Below are 17,101 nucleotides of genomic sequence, written 5' to 3'. Positions count from 1 at the left end.
ATGTGTCACCCAGCAATATTGGCTGCGGTTTCCGTAGCGGGATCGCTTGCCGGCAGCGTCGTGCAAGCGCAGGGCGCACGCCAACAGGCGGATGCCCAGGCAAAGGCGGACGAACGACGGGCAGAACTGGCCGACCGCCAGAAGGCAGTCAACCAGACCCAAGCCTCTTTCGAGCGGAAACGAACTCTGGACAAATACCAAAGGGCGCTCGGCTTCAATCGCGCTGCCGGAGCCGAACGCGGGTTGTCGCAAACGGGTTCGCTGACTGACGTGGCGGACGACAATGCCTTCGAAGTTGCTCAAAACATCGAAGCAATACGCTATGGCGCGGAAGGCAAGCGGGACAACCTGACCTTCGAGGCGAAAACGGCCCGGGAGCGGGCTCGTTCGAGCCGCCATGCAGGGCGTATCAGCGCAACCAGCGCGATGTTGGGCGGTGTTACCAAGGCTTTCACGACGCTTGGTAATGCTGCGTACAACGGCGCATTTAATTTCAGATGACAAAGCGGCATTAACAATGGCGAGATTGCAGAAATTCAATGGTACCGACAGTCTTCCGGGTGTTGGCAGCCCGCAAGTAGTCGCTGACACTGCGGTGGGGGCAGCTACGGCCGGGTTGGGGCAGCAGATTGGCCGGTCCGCCGGCGCTGTCGGTGACCTTGCTGAAGCTGCAGCAGCCCGACGACGCAGGCAGATAGACGACTTCCAGGTTCAAAAGGCGCAGCGAGAGCTGGACGCCAAGTTGAAGGAAAAGGCTGCACAGGAGCAGCGGCAGGCACCGCCGGGCGGCTTCGGCTTCACCGAGGCCATGATGGCGCACCTTGAGAAGTCAAAGGAGCAGATGCTCAAGGAACTGCCGGAGAGGTCAAGTCCCGCTTTCGATCAGTCTGTCGAGGCGCAGCGGGATCGCTACATCAACGGCTTTGCTTCAATAGAGGCTTCTGAAAACGAACTCTATTTTCGGCAGGGGTTGGAAGAAGAAGGTGCTCGGCTGGCGGCGGAAGTCCGCGACAATCCGGAAGGTCTGGCAGAAGCGTTCGAGCAGGCTAAAACACTGATTAGAGCTGCTCCGTTGCCGGCCCAGGGCAAGGAAGCAGCCTATATTAAAATTGGCGAAACCCTCGCCGAAGCGTGGGCCGAGACAAAGCCGCCTGAAGAATTGCTGGCGGCAATCGGAGACGAACTTGCAAGGCGAGAGGTTGCAAGATCGGGAGGTTCAGGCAATGCCTTCAAACCGGTGGATGAGATGGTCGCCGGTACTGGCGATTTGGACGTATTTTCCGACCACCGCCAGATTCTGGCTGAGCGGCTGAAGCTGCTGCCTGGTGAAACGCTGGGCCGAATGCAGGTAAATGCCGCGAAAAGCCGAGCGGCGACTGCAGCTGGGGAAGCAGACCGGATTGCGAGCCGTATCGAGACGAGTTTTGGCCAGTTCGATGCTTCCGAGATCGAAGCTAACGACACGCTTGAGCCGAGGCAGAAATCACGATTGATCGGTCAGCTTGACGTTGTCAAAGAAGAGCATTTAGCGAACATAGAGGCCGCCAACTGGCTCTTTTCCGCTGAAGCTCATGTTCCGGAACCGCAGCGACAGAAAACTGCAGACCGGGCTTTCACCTTTCTGGATGATGGCGAGATCGACCGGGATTCACTTGCGCGCTGGATTGTGGAAACGAAGGGCATTTTGCCTGACGCCTATGCCAGCGGTTTGCGCAAGGGAACCATGAGCAGCAATCCGGAGGATATTAAACGAGCTTATGAAAATCTCGCCGGTATTCTGGCGTTGGCACCGCAGCCGGCGTTGTTGCAGGACAGGGGAGGCGACCTTGTCGTCATGCTTGAAAAATGGACCATTTTGACGAAGCACTACGGGCTGAGCCCGGAAGAAGCCTCAGTGACGCTGGCAAGAGGCAATGATCCTGCGACGGGCCAAGCTCTGGAGGAGGCTTTCGAGCAACGGGGGCGTCACTTGGAATGGAAGGCCTTCAGCAGTCAGGTTTTAAGCGAATTGTTGCCATCCGCAACGACAGGGCTTTCAGAAGAGTCTAGCGGAAAACCATAATTGGCTCAATCTTTTGAGACCCATATGCGAAACGGGAAGGGGCAAAATTATGCGAGACTGGGAGTGGAGCCCAGGGGGGGCAGGCCGATAAAATTTTGGACGAACATTACAGACTAGCAGTTGCGATTTGATCTCAAGCTCATCCTTTCTGAAGGGATTGATAATATGGGGCCTGGAGAATACGAGCTTGGCAAGGACAGGCGCTAACATAGCGAAAGCGCGAAAGTTTTTTCGATCTCCTGTGAGGAGAGTGTTCTTGATATGGGCAAGGATCTGATTGGCATGTCCGAGGCAGAGCTCATAGCTCATATTGGGCGCGAGCCGGACGGGATCGGAGACAGTGTCGAGTATGACAATGGCTTAATCCAGAACCCGGTTGATTGTTACGATCTGGCGATACAAGTCTGGTTTGAAGGCGGATTACTGATTTGCGCTAAAGTATCGGGAGCCGAAAAACGATTTTGGCAAAGCTTATTCCGGTTCAGAATACGTTTCGAATATAGCCGTCTGTCTATCATTATAATTCATTGCTTTGTTTGATTTTATCAATTCTCTATTTGCCATTTGCTGAGTTCCCGGCCTCGTGTCCGGATAGCATGCCATTCCTGAATGTGCCCCTTCGGAGCCGCCTGTGTGACTGCGGCCTAAATTCTGATCTCTCTTTTTACAGGTAACTCTATGACAGTAGCAGCCTTGACCGAAGGCCGCGCCCAGATCACGGGCGACGGCGTGACGGATCGTGTCGACTTGCCTTTCCAGTTTGTCGACCAGAACAATTTGCAGGTGACGCACTGGACAACAACCGGCGTGATTACCGTTTGGCAGTATCAGCAAAGCCCGGGCAACTGGCACTTTACCGGCGGCAACTTCGGCACCGGTACCGTGCTCTTTGACGCCAGCGCTCTGCAGGCAGGGGAAACGCTTACGGTTTTGCTGGTGAGCAAATACGATCAGCCTTACAGCCTGGCGGGCGGTGAGATTGACCCGGCGGTGATGGAACGCGCCATGGACCGAACGGCGATCAATATGCAGTCGGTCGTAACCCGGGCGCTGATCGAGGTCAACGGCGGCTTTGACCTGAAGGGCCGGCGGATGATCAACGCGCTTGATGCGGCTGATAATCAGGACTTGCCGACGCTGCAGCAGGTTCTTGAAATCGCGTCTCTTCCTGGCGCTCAAGGGCCGAAAGGTCCGGTTGGCAACCAAGGCCCAACGGGTCCGGCCGGTCCGCAAGGCCCAGCAGGTCCGCAGGGGCCTCAGGGGGAACGCGGGCCGCTCGGCTATGAAGGTCCGCGAGGCCCTACCGGGTTTCAGGGGCCGGAAGGCCCGCGCGGTCCTGAAGGTCCGTCCGGTCCGACTGGCTCGCAAGGCCCGATTGGTCCGCAAGGCCCGCAGGGGCCAGAGGGGCCGATTGGCAAGTCATTTGACCCGGATTACACCGGCTTGACTGCCGACCGCGCGGCCTATGACGCCGAACCGAAAGACACGTCCTTTCTCGATACCGAGGCCGGGATTGTTTATTGGAAGCTCTCCAATGATGTCGGCGTCTGGTCGACGGGCGTCAACTTCGGGCGCGGGCCGCAGGGCTTGCAGGGGCCGCAGGGCATTCAAGGCCCGGCCGGTCCCATCGGGTTGAACCACCGTGGAACGTGGAACGTGGCAACCGCTTACGTCGAGCGGGATACGGTCAGCCATGACGGGTCCTACTTCATCTGCGTGGCGGCTCATACCGGCGTCACCCCGGAAGATGCTGCGGCCGAATGGGACATTGTCACCGCCAAAGGGGAACGCGGCCTGCAAGGCTTGCAGGGCATTCAGGGACCGGAAGGGCCGCAGGGTGTGCAAGGCCCGGAAGGCATCCAAGGCCCGAAAGGTGATACCGGCGCGCAGGGGCCAATAGGTGCAGAAGGGCCGCAAGGCCCGCAGGGCGACCCCGGGTTGATCTATCGTGGCTTCTGGTCTTCCGGCGATACTTACAACTCTGATGAAACGGTTACCTATAACGGATCTTCCTATATCTCGTTGCGGGTGAACATCGGTCAGAACCCGAGTATTTCGCCGGATGATTGGGGACTGCTTGCGGCAAAGGGTGATGTTGGGCCGGTCGGCGCGACTGGACCGGAAGGGCCGCAAGGTTCAACCAGCTACGACGCTGGCACCGTCGGCGGCCTGACGCCAAGCCAGCTTCTGCGATCTGATATCAGCGGGACGGTGAGCGGCAGCCTGACAGTCAATGGCCACGTCTACGCCACCGGCTACATCTACGTGAACACGGACAACAGTGGCGACGCCTGGGTTGTTTTCAGGGATGCGAACAGCGGCGGCGCGGACCGCCTTCTCGGTTGGGATGACAGCGCCAACGCATTCGTCGCGGAAGAGAACGACGGGGGATTTCACAAGGTTGGATTGGTCTATGACGGAAGCTCATCGGGTGAAACAAACTATCCGATTGGCACAATGGTGCTTGCTGCTCACGGAACGTCTAACACGACCATAAACGCGGCTTACACTGTTCGGCGCCTCGACCAATATGACTTTTCGATGAGTTCGGGCTCTGCATTGTCCGGAACCTGGCGCGCTCGCGGTCGTAGTTACAGCAATCAAAACCAAATTTTTCAGCGGGTAGCATAATGGAAATTCTCCAAGTCCTTGGCATCGAAGCCCACGCAGATACTGACCACACAGTGACAGATGTTCAGCAACTGAGTGCAATCATAAAGCTTCGGGTTCAGTGGCCCGATGGGGTCATTGAAGAGATCCCCTATGGTGTTAATCCAAAGACAGAAGCGCAAAAGGCTGCTTTTCAAAAGCAGGTAAATAAGGCCTGGGACGAATATTCGCTGCGGTTGAGAGCTTGGGAAGTGGCGTATTCTGTTGGCGAGGCCGCGTTGAAAGACAAGCCTGTCTATCTAGAGCCGAAAGATCTTTCGCACGAAAATCTGGTAAGGTTGGCCGTGCGCAATTGGCTTGATGCGGGCAATGCCGTACCTGCATGGGTGCCCCCGACGCCCGAAGAGCTTCGCGAAGGGATGCCGTCCTTGACTGCTCGGCAATTCCGTCTTGGCCTTCTGCAGTCCGGGCGTTCTCTCTCTCAGGTGGAGACGTCGATTGCCGCCATCGCTGATCCTACCGAACGTGAAAAGGCGCAAGTTGAATGGGAGTATGCGGCAGAGTTCAACCGAACGCACCCGCTTGTTGTGTCCCTTTCGGTAACCCTCGGGTTCACGCCTGAAGAGGTTGACACGCTTTGGCAGAGTTCCTTGCAGCTCTAACAGGATCGGCCAGCTCTAAAAACGCTCCGCCCTTGAGGCGGTTTTTTTTATGCCTGAAAGGCCCTGACATGAAACTGGTTTCAGACTGGCGCGCGGTCCTGCAAAGGGCTTGGAGCGTGCGTCTTATGCTGCTTGCCGCGCTGCTCTCTGCCGCGGAAGTGGCCTTGCCTTTTCTGGGCGACTTCATTGCGCCGGGCTTACTCGCTGCCCTGTCGGTGCTCACAGTGTCAGCCGCGTTCGTGGCCCGACTTCTCGCACAAAGGAACATGAACGATGGGACGTAAAACTCGCCTTGTCGGCGGCATAGGCGCGGCTGCGATTGCGCTGGTCGGTGCCTGGGAAGGTCTGCGCCTGACGGCATACCGGGACGTTGTAGGCGTTCCAACCGTCTGTTATGGCGAAACGCTCGGCGTCAAGCTTGGAGACAAGCACACAAAGGTCGAGTGTGACGCAATGCTGTTGGCCTCGTTGCAGCGGCATGAAGCCGGAATGAGAAAGTGCCTCAAGCGGCCGGATGCCATTCCAGCAAAGTCCTATGTCGCGTTCGTCAGTCTCACCTACAACATTGGGGTAGGAGGCTTTTGCCGGTCGACAGCGCGCAAGCGTCTCGATGCCGGAGACGTGCGCGGGGCCTGTAACGCGGCTAAGTGGTTCAACAAGGCAGGCGGCCGGACGATCCACGGACTTGTGAACCGCCGGGCGGCTGAGCATTCGCTATGTCTGGAAGGGCTGCGGTAATGCCGGTGGTCGCCTGGATACTCCAAAGCCGCACCGTGTGTGCTGCGCTCGCCATTGCCGCCGTTCTGGGCGGCTTTTTTGTTTGGCACACGGTCGACAAGTCGAGCGCGCTTCGCCGTGCCGTTGTCGAGTATGTGGCCGATGCGGAATTGACCGCAGCCCAGGTGCAGCTTGAAGAACTGAAACGCCGGAAGGTCGTCACGGAACGGGCAAACCGGCGTTTCCTCTCCCTTATCGATCAGGCCAACGCGGAAGCGGATGCCACAGCACAGGAGTTGGAACACTATGTTTCGACTGTCGAGGACGGTTGCACTGTGCAGCCTGATCTTCTTGAGCGCTTGCGTAACCGATGAACAACGGCGGCTGCAGTCTGCGGCTGCACTCTCGGCACACGTGGAAGCCGCCAAAGAGCTTCCGGGGTATCCGGAAGACTGCCGGCGGAAAGAAGCGTCCGGCGTTCGGATCGGGGAGCCGCTGGACGTGGCCTTGCTTCGGACAGACCAGGCGCTCGGCCGCGCCAATGCCCGCGTGATGCGGTGCGGCCGGTGGTACGACGAAATTAAAATAGGATACGCAGGGGGCGAGCAGTGAACGAAGATCAGTTGCGGGAAATCGCGCGAGAAGGCGGGAAAGAGGGGGGACGCGAAGCTGCACATGAGGTGTTGCAGGCCTTGGGTGTCGACATTGAAAACGCTCTTGAGGCTCAAAAAGACATGCATTTTTTACGTGATTTGCGCAAAGGAACGTCCAGCATCAAGGGGAAGGTGATCAACACAGTCGTTGCGGCCTTGGCACTTGGAGGGCTCTACAAACTTGTTTCAGGGATCAGGTGGGGGCCGTGACATTTATTTTAAGCGATCACAGACGACTTGACGCACTGTTCATCAAAATGAAGCTAGTTGTGTCTTGCGGTGGCTATTATCTCCTAATCATGAACGGAAGAAGTCAATGCCGGTTCTGATAATCTGGAGAGCGCAATGTCCATGCTGCCTAAGACAATATTGCAAATCAATGCTTCTGCACGTGACACAGGTTCTGTGACGCGTGAGTTGGGACAATCGCTCGTGACGCGGTTGTTGGAAAAATCACCTGAAGCCAAAGTTATTGATCGTGATGTTTCGCACGGTTTGCCTTTTCTCGATGAAGAGTGGATCGGAGCGACTTTTACCGATCCTGCCGAGCGAAATGCCGCGCAGCGAATGAAGCTTGCTTTGTCAGACACTCTTGTCGGTGAGCTGAAGTCTGCCGATACTATTGTTATCGGAACGCCAGTGTACAACTTTGCAGTGCCGGCGGCACTAAAGGCCTGGATCGACCTGGTTGCGCGAGCAAGAGAGACGTTCCAATACACGGAAGATGGCCCTGTTGGCCTGCTTCAGGGGAAAAAAGCATATGTTATCATCGCTTCTGGTGGAACGAAGGTAGGGTCAGAGATCGATTTTGCCGGAAATTATCTGAAACACGTTCTTGGTTTCATCGGTATTACTGACGTCACGATTGTGGCCGCTGACCAGTTGATGATGGAACCTAAAAATCGAGAAGTTGCGCTTGCTCGGACTTTGGAACTGGCCGCTTGAGAAGGAAGATGGTTGACGTGACTATATCATCAATCCGTCTTGCAGACTGCAACTTGGCTTGAAGTGAATAAAATCGTTGGTTGTGCTTCTGGGGTTGCGAAAACGGCTTTAAGCAAGGACTGGAACGTCCATGTTACCTGTCCTGAGATTGAGGGCGATTGTTGTTTCGAGAATCGCCCGAACGCATTCTGCGGCTGCACCTTCTGGTGCAGCCGGTTGCGTTAGGCTATATTTTATTACCGTTGAATTGTCTTGTTGCCTGCCCGGCGCAGCTCGTTTTCTTTGGTTTCTTGCCGTTTGGTTCAGATTACACCAACTACAATTGCAGCCAAAAACGCAAAGGCTGCTAGAAAGGCAATCATGTTCAGGTTCCGTACAAGGGTCATATGTCCGCTCCCGATTACCTCTGACTGACTAGGCGATACTAAGTCAGCATAATGCCGAAGCGAAGCAAAAAAGTTGCTGCATCGCAGCGAAGCTCTGCATTCCTGGGTTGTGGGTGTTGAGGAAGCGTTAAGTAAAGCCTTGATTGGAAACGTTCACTGCCGATCGCGAAGAATACGGAATTAATTTGGCCACAAACCGCTCAGATAGGTGGTCAGCAGTGGAGACGAGCGATGTTTGACTCTGACTCGGCCATTAACCTGCTCAATTGCCGGTCTGTTGTTGTCGGTATCGGCGGTAGCTTAATGTTAAGAGCCAGCTGATAGGGTTTCAACTTACGCGACTGGCGCGCCGGAGTGTCGATGATCAATCTTGCAAAGCTTGCAGACCTGGCAAGGGACACAAGTTCTGGAGGCCGAAAAAGCCTGGTCAGTATGCTAACGGACCTGTTTGTAAATTCTGGTGACGAGCGTGACGAGCAGATCAGCCTGCTTTTTGGCGACATCGTTCTGAAGGTTCTCGGACAGCTGGAAGAGGAAACCCGGATCATTCTCTCCAAACGTGTTTGCAAGGAAAAGGATGCTCCACGCGAATTGATGGTGAAGCTGGCTCAGGACGCGTTTCCTGTTGCAGGACCGGTTCTGGAAAACTCGCCAGCACTCACATCAGATGATCTTGTTGCCATCGCATCCTCTGCCTCCATGGAACACCTTGGCGCGATTGCTGGACGTCAGACAGTCGACAAAGCGGTTACCAGTGTTCTGGTTGACCGAGGTGACACATCGGTCTTAAGCAAAGTCGCCGAAAACCACGGGGCAGCGTTTGCTGATGCATCGTTCCTGAAGTTGGTGGAGAAAGCCCGGTCGAGTGAAGCAATCCAGGCGGCATTGATCAACCGTACGGATTTGCCGGAGGAGGCTGCTCAAGCGTTGCTACCTTTCTTGACTGAAGAGTTGAAAGAAAGGGTGAGTGCGCTCGGCGCCGACAGTACACTTGTTCAGCTTCTGGCTGAGCGGGCAGCTACAGAAGTGGCAGCTCGTGCTCACAAGCTCGAAGAGGCTCGCGAGCAATCCAATGCGTTGATCCGGGACGTAGTCAGCAAAAAGACAAAAATCGATGAAGCGGTGACTTTGTTCGCAAGATCAGACCGAACAGCGGAACTTGGGATTTTACTTGCCAAGGTCAGCAACCTGCCGCCTGGCGCCGTATCTCAGCTGTTGTTTAGCGCAAGCGACAAGCCTTTGATCATCCTTTGCAAGGCGAACGGTGTCACGGCTGAGGCCTACAAGGACGTTCTGACGATGCGGGCTCGTCGGTTGCGAATTGGCGGATTGGAGCTGAACGCTGCGATCCAGCGCTATTCGGCCTTGAGCGAAGAGGGCGCACGCAGGTCGCTGGAAACCTTGAAACAATCCGGAGCGAACTTCGGCCTCAAAACCGAAGAAGAAAAAACCGAAGTCGAAGCGGTGCGGTCGAAGAAAAATATTCCTTTCGCTTCAAGTCGCTGAACGCTTACGCTTAATTAGAAGACCTCTGCAAAGTCGCCGTCATGGCAGCGGCAGAGATCAAGAATGCGCCGCCTACCTTGTTGATCAGCATCAGAAGCGACGGATTTCTCAGTTTTTGGCCAAGAGCCGCTGCTGCGAGTGCATAAACAGCTGCATTCAAAATTCCCAAAACAACGAATGTCGTTCCCAGAAGTGCGAGTTGTGGAACTACGGGAGCTTTTGGCGCAATGAAGTGAGGCAGGAATGCCATGAAAAAAACGATGCCCTTGGGATTGAGCGCGGTAACCACATAGGCATGCCAGAAAATTTTCCGGGCCGGGACATCGGCAACTTGATGGGGCCCAAGCGCAGTTGCCCGGCTTCTCCACATTTTTATTCCAAGCCAGACCAGATAGATCGCCCCTACCCACTTGAGTACGGTGAACGCCGTCGCTGATGCCGCAAGGATAGCACCCAGGCCCATCAGGGAAGCAGTTGCAGCCGTCGCGTCACCTAAACCGACCCCCAAAACGCTTGCCAGCGCGGATTTTCGGCCTTGGGTCAGAGCATAGCTGACCACAAGCATGATGGTAGGCCCCGGTATGGCAAGGACAATCAATGTGGCAACCACATAGGCGGAAAAGAGTTCTAGCGTCATCCGGAACCATCCCTTTTTGCTACTTGCAACCATAGACGGATGACCAGCGTTGTTCAATCATGACGGTCGTTGGCAGAGGGCGATGTGTGGAGCAGGGAATGTACATAGGCGTCGTGTCGGTTTGCGCGGTTCTTGCATTGGGATGTGTGTTGCCAGTCCAAGCTTTTGCAAATCCTCCGTCGCCACTAGACAAGCCGCTTCAGGACCTCGGTCAGTCGCATTTTATTGCCGGGGTCGATGTGCCGCGAACCAAACCAGCTCCTGATTCCAGTTTTCCTTTGCCGGACTTCGGTGAGGGGGACGGAAAGTCGCTTTTTGCCGAAGTCCCTACGCCGGCATCCTGCGACATTCGCGGTGCCGTATTTGAGCAGGTTACTCCTTTGAGAGGAGACCAGGGCGATGAAGACTGCGGCATTGCTGTGCCGATAAATCTATCCGGATTACGCACAGAGAATATCGAGGTGTCTTTTCCTGTGAGCGCCACATTGTCATGTGGTTTTGCAAAAACTCTCACTGCATGGCTTGTTGAAGATGTCTTGCCAGCTGCACAGAAGCAATTTGGAAAACCAGTGTCCGTGTTTCTGACGGGGCCTGGTTATCAGTGCCGCCGACGGAACAATCAGCCAGATGGCAAACTGTCGGAACATGCGCTTGGCAAAGCAATTGATATCACGGTGTTTCGACTGAGCGACGGAACGGAGATTTCAGTTGAAAGGGATTGGGCGAGCAATACCGAGAAAGGCAGCTTTTTGTCCGCCATTCACAAGGCTGCCTGTCAACGGTTTACGACCGTACTCGGACCCGATGCTGACCCCAACCACAAGTCTCATTTCCATCTCGATATCGGGTGCCATGGCAAAAGCTGCACTTACATAATCTGCCAATAACCTAATCCCGACTTGCAAATCAGCCCCAAGCTTGTTCCTTTCTAACCCTTGACTTCTAACGCCGGAACGACTGATGGAACGCTACAAAACTGCTGTTGACGCCGCTCTGGATCTTCGTCCCGATCAACCGGTCTATTGTTTCCGGCCGGAGGTGTTGAGGCATGATGCCCAGCAATTCCAGTCCCTCTTTCCCGGCAAAACGGCTTATGCGGTAAAGACAAATGGAGAGCCATTCGTTCTTGAAGCACTCGCAAAGGCTGGCATCAGTTGCTTCGACGTGGCCTCGCCCGCAGAATTTGCCTCGGTAAAAAAAGCCGCGCCAAAAGCTGAAATGCTCTACATGCACCCCATCAAGGCTCAGTCTGACATACGATTGGCTTTGGAAACCTACGGTATCCGGACCTTGTCGCTCGACCATGAGGACGAGGTGGCGAAGATCCTGCGCATCGTACGAGCTCTCGATATCGATCCCGGGACCATTACCCTTTTCGTTCGCATCGCCACCAAAGGGCATGCAGCGTACGAATTGTCGAAAAAGTTTGGCGCCGCTCCTGGGCACGCTGTTGAACTGTTGCAGCGGATTGACCGCATTGGGTTCAAATGCGGACTTTGTTTTCATGTTGGAAGCCAGATCGAAGACCCGGAGACCTACGAACGGGCTCTGGCTTCCGCCGACTGGATAAGGTCTCGTGCCGGAGTTCCGATCGTGGAACTTGATGTCGGAGGCGGATTTCCTGCCGTGTACGGACACGATCCCCGTCGCAAGGTCCCCGAGATGCCTACACTTGTGGAACTGATGGGGCAACTGAAGGCGGATATTGCCGATTGGCAGTTCGATGACCTTCCCCTAGTCGCCGAGCCTGGGCGTGTGATTGTAGCCCGGTCAATCTCGCTTATTGTTCGGGTGCTGCTGAAAAAGGGGCGTCGCCTTTACATCAACGACGGCATCTGGGCGTCCCTGTCGGACAGCTGGACGGGTAAAATCACGCTACCGGCCCGTTTTATTCCTGATCCCGCGCGCAAGACACGTGCCGGACAGCCGGATAAGATCGTTCCCTTCAAGGTCTGCGGGGCAACCTGTGACAGTGTTGATATTCTTTCCCGACCATTCTGGCTGCCGGAGACAGTCGATACCGGCGACTGGATCGAGATAGGTCATATCGGCGCTTACAGTCTGTCGCTGCGTACCAGGTTCAATGGGTTTTATCCGGACAAGGTGATTGAAGTCGACACGCCGTTTGATTCAGGTGCCGCACCGGAGGGATTTGCTTCAATCGAAACCATGGCGGACTGAGCAACCCGGAAGAAAATTTTGGCTCGGACACTTTCTTCTGGTCATGAAGGCCACTTCAGTGCTCCAACGGGTGCAACCGAATTGCCATACCGTTGACTGCGATCCTGTTTCCCAAAACAAAAGCGGCAACAAGCGGGGGACCGGTTGGGCCGATCTGTGGCTTGCTGCCGCAAGTTCATGCGCATGACCGGGTGGTTGCAAGCTTATTGGCAGAAACGCTGCTCACCCTGGTAGGTAGTGTAGGTGCCAGTCGATGGATTGAACGACCGGTATTTCGAAGAGCAGTATTGGTACCAGGCAGGGCTCCAGGGCTGATAGCCGACAGCCGCGTTGACTCGGCCCGGATAAGGAGCCGGCGGATAGTGGTTCACCGGCGGTGGGCCTGCGTAGCTTGGTTGACTGGTTGCGCCAAGCAGGATTGCACCTGCGGCCAGACCGATGACACCTGCTGCGACGGCCGCACCCAGATTGTCATTGTTCTTATGTCGATTATGATTTCGGTTATTGTGTCTATGGCTATGGTGGTGGCCACCGCGGTTGTCACGCCAGCCGTGGCGCGAACCGGCTTCAGCGGCTGCGAAGGTCGGCAAAAGAAGAGCGCCTGTAAGGGCGGCGGCAACAAGACGTTTGCTCATGGTCTTCATCGGTTTTCTCCAAAGGCAGGCGCTGTTTCCGTTTGGCGCCGTATCTGATGATGAGACAATCGCATGGACGCCCTGAACCAGTTCTGAGATGTCTGTTCATCTGACGTTCAGGTTTCGGGAGAAGGCAAACGGCATGGAACAACACTTGTCCGTGATGGCAGAAAAGAGAATCTGGAGGGGCCGTGAGCCTGGAAAAAGAACCGAAATCAGTGATCCGGCCAACCGACGATCAAGCCAGGCAATTGGCCAAGGAGCTGATAAGAACAGCTAGATTCGGAGCCCTTGCGGTGCTCGAAGCCGAAACAAGACACCCATTTGCCAGCCGCGTCGCAGTTGCGACTGATTTGGACGGCACGCCCGTCATCCTGACCAGTTCGTTGTCCGGGCACACCACTGCAATACTAGCGGATCCATCCTGTTCTCTGTTGCTGGGTGAACCAGGGAAAGGTGATCCACTCGCTCATCCGAGAATTTCTCTTTTATGTTCGGCGACCAAGATTTCAAAGGAAAGTGCCGAACATGGGCGGCTGCGCAAGAGGTACCTGTCACGGCATCCCAAGGCGGAGCTTTATGTCGATTTCGGCGATTTTTCTTTTTTCAGACTAAGTATCTCGCGAGCAAGCCTTAATGGCGGGTTTGGCAAGGCCTTCGAACTCGAGAAGCAGGACTTGCAAACGCCTGTCAGATCCCTGGAAGACTGGTCTTCAATGGAGGAAGGCGCAGTTGCTCACATGAACTCTGATCATCGGGATGCCGTGAAGCTTTATGCGCAGAATTTATTGAACGCTGGTGACGCAAACTGGCGGATTGGCTGCCTGGATCCGGAGGGCATTGATCTTGTGGCGGGCGACAGGGTTCAACGGCTCTGGTTTGCGGAGCGATTGGAAGAACCTTCAGAACTTCGCCCAGCATTGGTGGCCTTGGCTTTGCAAGCGCGCAACACCTGACGGCAATTCAGCCGGCATTTGGGTCAAGCCGTCAGGTTGAACTTGCCTGTTATTGATGCGAGCGCTATCGAATTTTGTCTTTTTCAATCTGGGCGTTTGTTTTGCCAACACTCTGACCGGTCATCGATCCCGCCTTGCATTCAGATGAATGCGTCATGAACTTGTTCGTCCTGGCGGCGGATCGGGACCGGTGTGGCTTGGCCATGCGCATCTGATCCTGTTCCGGTTCATTGCACCCAACCAGATTATTCCCAGCCAGACTGTATGCCGTTAGCTGACGCTATCCGGCCGTCCCGACTGCCTGTGACGGACTTCCCGACCGAGGAAGACCTGCAGAATGTCGTCTTTATTGACCGTAGAATGGATTGTTGCCCGTTCAGGGCCCCCAAAAATCGAGCGCCCCTGCCAACGATGCGGAATTGTGAGACTTTTTGGTTCGACCGGCAAATTTCGGCTGAACGCCAACGGAAGCCAACTCGATGCGTGGCTAGTTTATCGATGCGACGATTGCGGAAGCAGATGGAACCGAGCTTTTTTCGAACGTCGAGCAGTCGGTAGCCTGTCACCAGTAGAGCTGGAGTCATTGCAGCGGAACGATGCCGCTTTGGCGAACGCATTTGCCTGCGATCTCTCCGGGGTTACCGGAGGCGAGGCAGCCAAGGGTTTCAGCCTGAACCACCGCTTGGTATCAGGCGTGTATTCTGATGCTGACATGGCGATGCTGAGACTTTTAAACCCCAACCAGGTGGACGTGCGACTCGATAGGGTTCTTGCGAAGGGGTTGGGTCTGTCGCGCAATCACGTGTTTCAATTGGTTGAACACAGGGCCTTGAAGATACAATCGAGTTTCGCGAAGGCTTTAAAGAAGCAGGTTCCCGAACAGGTCATCGTTGAACTGCATCGTCATCCCGGGATGGAAACAGTGAACCTTTTCGACCGTCTGATCGACACGGGAATCTGCTCAAGACCTGAACCAACCTCAGGCACAATGTAGATTTCACAGGCATGAATTCGAGAGAGGGGCGATGGGTAGTCGAGCTCTCTCCCGAATTTTAAGTGTGTTTAGCCCATTGCCGGGTGGAGCCGTCGTGTGGGGGGGGTATTCGACCTGGCGGCGCCCATTCGCATCGCGAGGGTGCAGCCAGCGTCTCGATGAGACGCGAGAACGAGCTGAACCGGAGGTAATTTCCTACACGGCAGGCAGTTACGACACGCCGGAAGAGAGGCAGAGTGGTCTCAGGCGGCGCGAAGATGCCCAAGAAAATCGCTTAACCCATCCCGAATAGTCGTGATCTGTGAAGAAATGTTTTGGATGCCGCCTACAACTTCTTGAACCCTGTCACCGGAAGTTCGGGCAGCCTCGTTCACTTCGGAAATATTGACCGTAATGTCGGCACTGCCTTGAGCGACCTGATGCGCATTCTTGGCTATCTCAGAAGTCACTGCGTTCTGTTCCTCGATTGCAGATGCAATTCCTGAAATCTGTTCCCGAATTTCCATCATGGCTTTAACCACGGTGGTGATTGCACCAGAACAGGTGGCGGCTCCAGTCTGTACCCCACTCAACTGGGAGCCGATCTGATCAGTTGCCTGTCCGGTTTGAGTGGCAAGTGCCTTGACCTCAGATGCCACAACCGCAAACCCTTTGCCAGCCTCGCCAGCTCTTGCCGCCTCGATTGTTGCGTTCAAGGCCAGCAAGTTTGTTTGAGCGGCGATGTCGCTGATCAGCTTGAGGACATCCGTTATCTCTTCTGCGGACGTTGACAACTGCCCTACCGTTTCACCAGAGATTTCTGCCTGTTCGGATGTTCGTGAAGTGGAGGAATTTGCAAGCGTTATCTGACGGCTGATTTCATGAATCGAACTCGCCAGTTCTTCCGACGCGGATGCAACCGATTGCACCGATGCTGTGGCCTGTTCGGCTGCCGCGGCAACCGTGTTGGACCTTTCAATGGTCTCATGACTGTTGCGCGCCAATTCGTCGGCACCGAATGCAAGTTCGCTCAGGGTGGAAACGGCTGTGTCGCAGCTGGTCATCAGAAGCCTTTCAAGCTCGTCCGCCAACCGCAATCTTGTGTCCCGACGATCTGCTTCTGCCTGCATCTCCTCTTCGCGAGCCTGATCCTGCAGGCGCTTCATCTCTATGGTGTTTTCCCGAAAGGTCTCAAACGCGCTTGCCACCTGCCCAATTTCGTCTCTTGTTCGCACATTGACTTCGACTTCCGTGTTGCCTCTCGCCAACTCCAGAAGGCCTGTTGAGACCTGATGCAAAGGACGGGAAATCAGAAATCTGGCAAAAAGCACCGAGCCAACCAGGCACAAAACCAAAGTCAGCGCCGCGGTGATCGCGATCTGCTGAAAGGCTTGATTCTCGTGGTTTTCTGCGGATTTTGCAGCCGCTTGTGTAAAGCTCTCTATCTCGGCAAGGAGCGTTACCAATTCATGGTCCAGGCGGTTCTGTTCCTTTTCCAACTCCATGACCAATTTGCTCGCATCCGACAGATCGTTCTGTTCGATTTTCTGCAAGATGGCAGCTATTTCAGCCGAGTATATTTCATACTCGCTTTCAATGCGTTTCAATTGCTCGAGCGTTTTGGAGAATTCGTCCCGTTGCGCGTCGGTAGAAGACTTGTTCAATGCTGAAACGGCGAGAGCTTCGGCTTTCAGGATCTCGCTGGAAACCTGTTCGTTCAATATTGCCAAAGTTGATTTCAAGGCAGCAGTCGACGCTGCGTCCTCATCAGATGTCAGGCCGGAAATACGCATGATGCGCTCAATAACTGCTGCCTGTTGCAGTTGATTGCTGGCCACCTGACTGATCGCTTGTGTGAGCGGAATATCCTTCTCAGCGATGTTCTGTAGTTCCTTGCCGATCAATCCCATCTGGGTGATGGCAACTGTTGCCACGACAATCAAACCGAGACTAAGAAAGGCAACTAGTGCGAGTATCTTCGCCGCAACCGAAGTTGCAATAGGATTTGATGCAAACATCTCTCTAAAACCCGATTTCCTCGACGCAATGGTCAGCGCCTGAGTTGAAGCCGGATAAGTTTAGGCGGATTCAGATTGAAAAAACGGTAAACTTTCTACCTGGCGGAAAGAATAATTCTCGTATAGGTAGAAGTGTCGATGTTTAATTCTCAAAGAAAAA

General features: G+C 55.0%; 18 protein-coding genes. 15 read left to right on the top strand and 3 right to left on the bottom strand.

Features of this window, described 5'->3' with window-relative positions; translation table 11 throughout:
• The 11 genes from ACYQ54_RS05320 (at position 1) to ACYQ54_RS05270 (ending at position 9,541) form a co-directional block, all read left to right on the top strand.
• Complete coding sequence (locus tag ACYQ54_RS05320; protein ID WP_460080019.1) at positions 1-501, top strand: virion core protein, T7 gp14 family; 501 nt, start codon at positions 1-3, stop codon at positions 499-501.
• Positions 467-2,062, top strand: a complete 1,596-nt coding sequence (locus tag ACYQ54_RS05315; RefSeq protein ID WP_460080017.1) for a hypothetical protein — start codon at positions 467-469, stop codon at positions 2,060-2,062. The genes ACYQ54_RS05320 and ACYQ54_RS05315 overlap by 35 nt, the downstream gene beginning before the upstream one ends.
• A 261-nt stretch (positions 2,063-2,323) precedes the next feature.
• The gene (locus ACYQ54_RS05310) at positions 2,324-2,602 is read left to right on the top strand and encodes a hypothetical protein (protein WP_460080016.1); all 279 of its coding nucleotides are present in this window, start codon (positions 2,324-2,326) and stop codon (positions 2,600-2,602) included.
• Between the two features lie 138 nt (positions 2,603-2,740).
• Entirely contained in the window at positions 2,741-4,693 is a 1,953-nt protein-coding gene (locus ACYQ54_RS05305; RefSeq protein WP_460080014.1) for a collagen-like domain-containing protein, read from the top strand.
• On the top strand, positions 4,693-5,334 hold the full coding sequence (locus tag ACYQ54_RS05300; RefSeq protein ID WP_460080013.1) for a hypothetical protein: 642 nt from the start codon (positions 4,693-4,695) through the stop codon (positions 5,332-5,334). The genes ACYQ54_RS05305 and ACYQ54_RS05300 overlap by 1 nt, the downstream gene beginning before the upstream one ends.
• Positions 5,335-5,402: 68 nt before the next feature.
• Positions 5,403-5,618, top strand: coding sequence for a DUF7940 domain-containing protein (locus ACYQ54_RS05295; protein WP_460080010.1), 216 nt, complete (start codon positions 5,403-5,405; stop codon positions 5,616-5,618).
• The gene (locus ACYQ54_RS05290; protein ID WP_460080009.1) at positions 5,608-6,072 is read left to right on the top strand and encodes a lysozyme; all 465 of its coding nucleotides are present in this window, start codon (positions 5,608-5,610) and stop codon (positions 6,070-6,072) included. The genes ACYQ54_RS05295 and ACYQ54_RS05290 overlap by 11 nt, the downstream gene beginning before the upstream one ends.
• Entirely contained in the window at positions 6,051-6,425 is a 375-nt protein-coding gene (locus ACYQ54_RS05285) for a hypothetical protein (RefSeq protein ID WP_460080007.1), read from the top strand. Before ACYQ54_RS05290 ends, ACYQ54_RS05285 begins: the two co-directional genes overlap by 22 nt.
• 234 nt (positions 6,426-6,659) lie before the next feature.
• A complete protein-coding gene (locus ACYQ54_RS05280; protein ID WP_460080005.1) occupies positions 6,660-6,914 on the top strand; it encodes a hypothetical protein in 255 nt (84 codons plus the stop codon).
• Positions 6,915-7,049: 135 nt separating this feature from the next.
• Entirely contained in the window at positions 7,050-7,649 is a 600-nt protein-coding gene (locus tag ACYQ54_RS05275) for an FMN-dependent NADH-azoreductase (RefSeq protein WP_460080003.1), read from the top strand.
• A 746-nt stretch (positions 7,650-8,395) separates the two neighbouring features.
• Positions 8,396-9,541, top strand: coding sequence for a DUF2336 domain-containing protein (locus tag ACYQ54_RS05270; protein ID WP_460080001.1), 1,146 nt, complete (start codon positions 8,396-8,398; stop codon positions 9,539-9,541).
• Positions 9,542-9,551: 10 nt separating this feature from the next.
• Here ACYQ54_RS05270 and ACYQ54_RS05265 read toward each other — a convergent pair whose 3' ends face one another.
• Complete coding sequence (locus ACYQ54_RS05265; protein WP_460080000.1) at positions 9,552-10,178, bottom strand: LysE family translocator; 627 nt, start codon at positions 10,176-10,178, stop codon at positions 9,552-9,554.
• A gap of 98 nt (positions 10,179-10,276) precedes the next feature.
• Between ACYQ54_RS05265 and ACYQ54_RS05260 the strand changes: the two genes are divergently transcribed.
• Together ACYQ54_RS05260 and ACYQ54_RS05255 are read left to right on the top strand one after the other, a co-directional pair.
• Positions 10,277-11,065: an extensin-like domain-containing protein gene (locus ACYQ54_RS05260; protein ID WP_460079999.1), complete on the top strand. Its 789-nt coding sequence runs from the start codon at positions 10,277-10,279 to the stop codon at positions 11,063-11,065.
• A gap of 73 nt (positions 11,066-11,138) precedes the next feature.
• Entirely contained in the window at positions 11,139-12,359 is a 1,221-nt protein-coding gene (locus ACYQ54_RS05255; protein WP_460079996.1) for an alanine racemase, read from the top strand.
• A gap of 203 nt (positions 12,360-12,562) precedes the next feature.
• Here the strand turns inward: ACYQ54_RS05255 and ACYQ54_RS05250 are convergent, their stop codons facing one another.
• Positions 12,563-13,003, bottom strand: coding sequence for a BA14K family protein (locus ACYQ54_RS05250; protein WP_460079995.1), 441 nt, complete (start codon positions 13,001-13,003; stop codon positions 12,563-12,565).
• 182 nt (positions 13,004-13,185) lie between these two features.
• Here ACYQ54_RS05250 and ACYQ54_RS05245 point away from each other — a divergent pair, with 182 nt between their 5' ends.
• Positions 13,186-13,950 carry a HugZ family pyridoxamine 5'-phosphate oxidase gene (locus ACYQ54_RS05245; protein WP_460079993.1) on the top strand — a complete coding sequence of 255 codons (765 nt, stop codon included), beginning with the start codon at positions 13,186-13,188 and terminating at the stop codon, positions 13,948-13,950.
• 337 nt (positions 13,951-14,287) lie between these two features.
• On the top strand, positions 14,288-14,944 hold the full coding sequence (locus ACYQ54_RS05240; RefSeq protein WP_460079992.1) for a DUF1062 domain-containing protein: 657 nt from the start codon (positions 14,288-14,290) through the stop codon (positions 14,942-14,944).
• Positions 14,945-15,186: 242 nt separating this feature from the next.
• On the opposite strand, the gene ACYQ54_RS05235 is transcribed toward ACYQ54_RS05240, so the two are convergent.
• The gene (locus tag ACYQ54_RS05235) at positions 15,187-16,941 is read right to left on the bottom strand and encodes a methyl-accepting chemotaxis protein (protein WP_460079990.1); all 1,755 of its coding nucleotides are present in this window, start codon (positions 16,939-16,941) and stop codon (positions 15,187-15,189) included.
• Between the last annotated feature and the right edge of the window lie 160 nt (positions 16,942-17,101).

Source organism: Roseibium sp. LAB1 (assembly GCF_054658235.1).
This window is presented reverse-complemented; position numbering and strand designations above follow the sequence as displayed.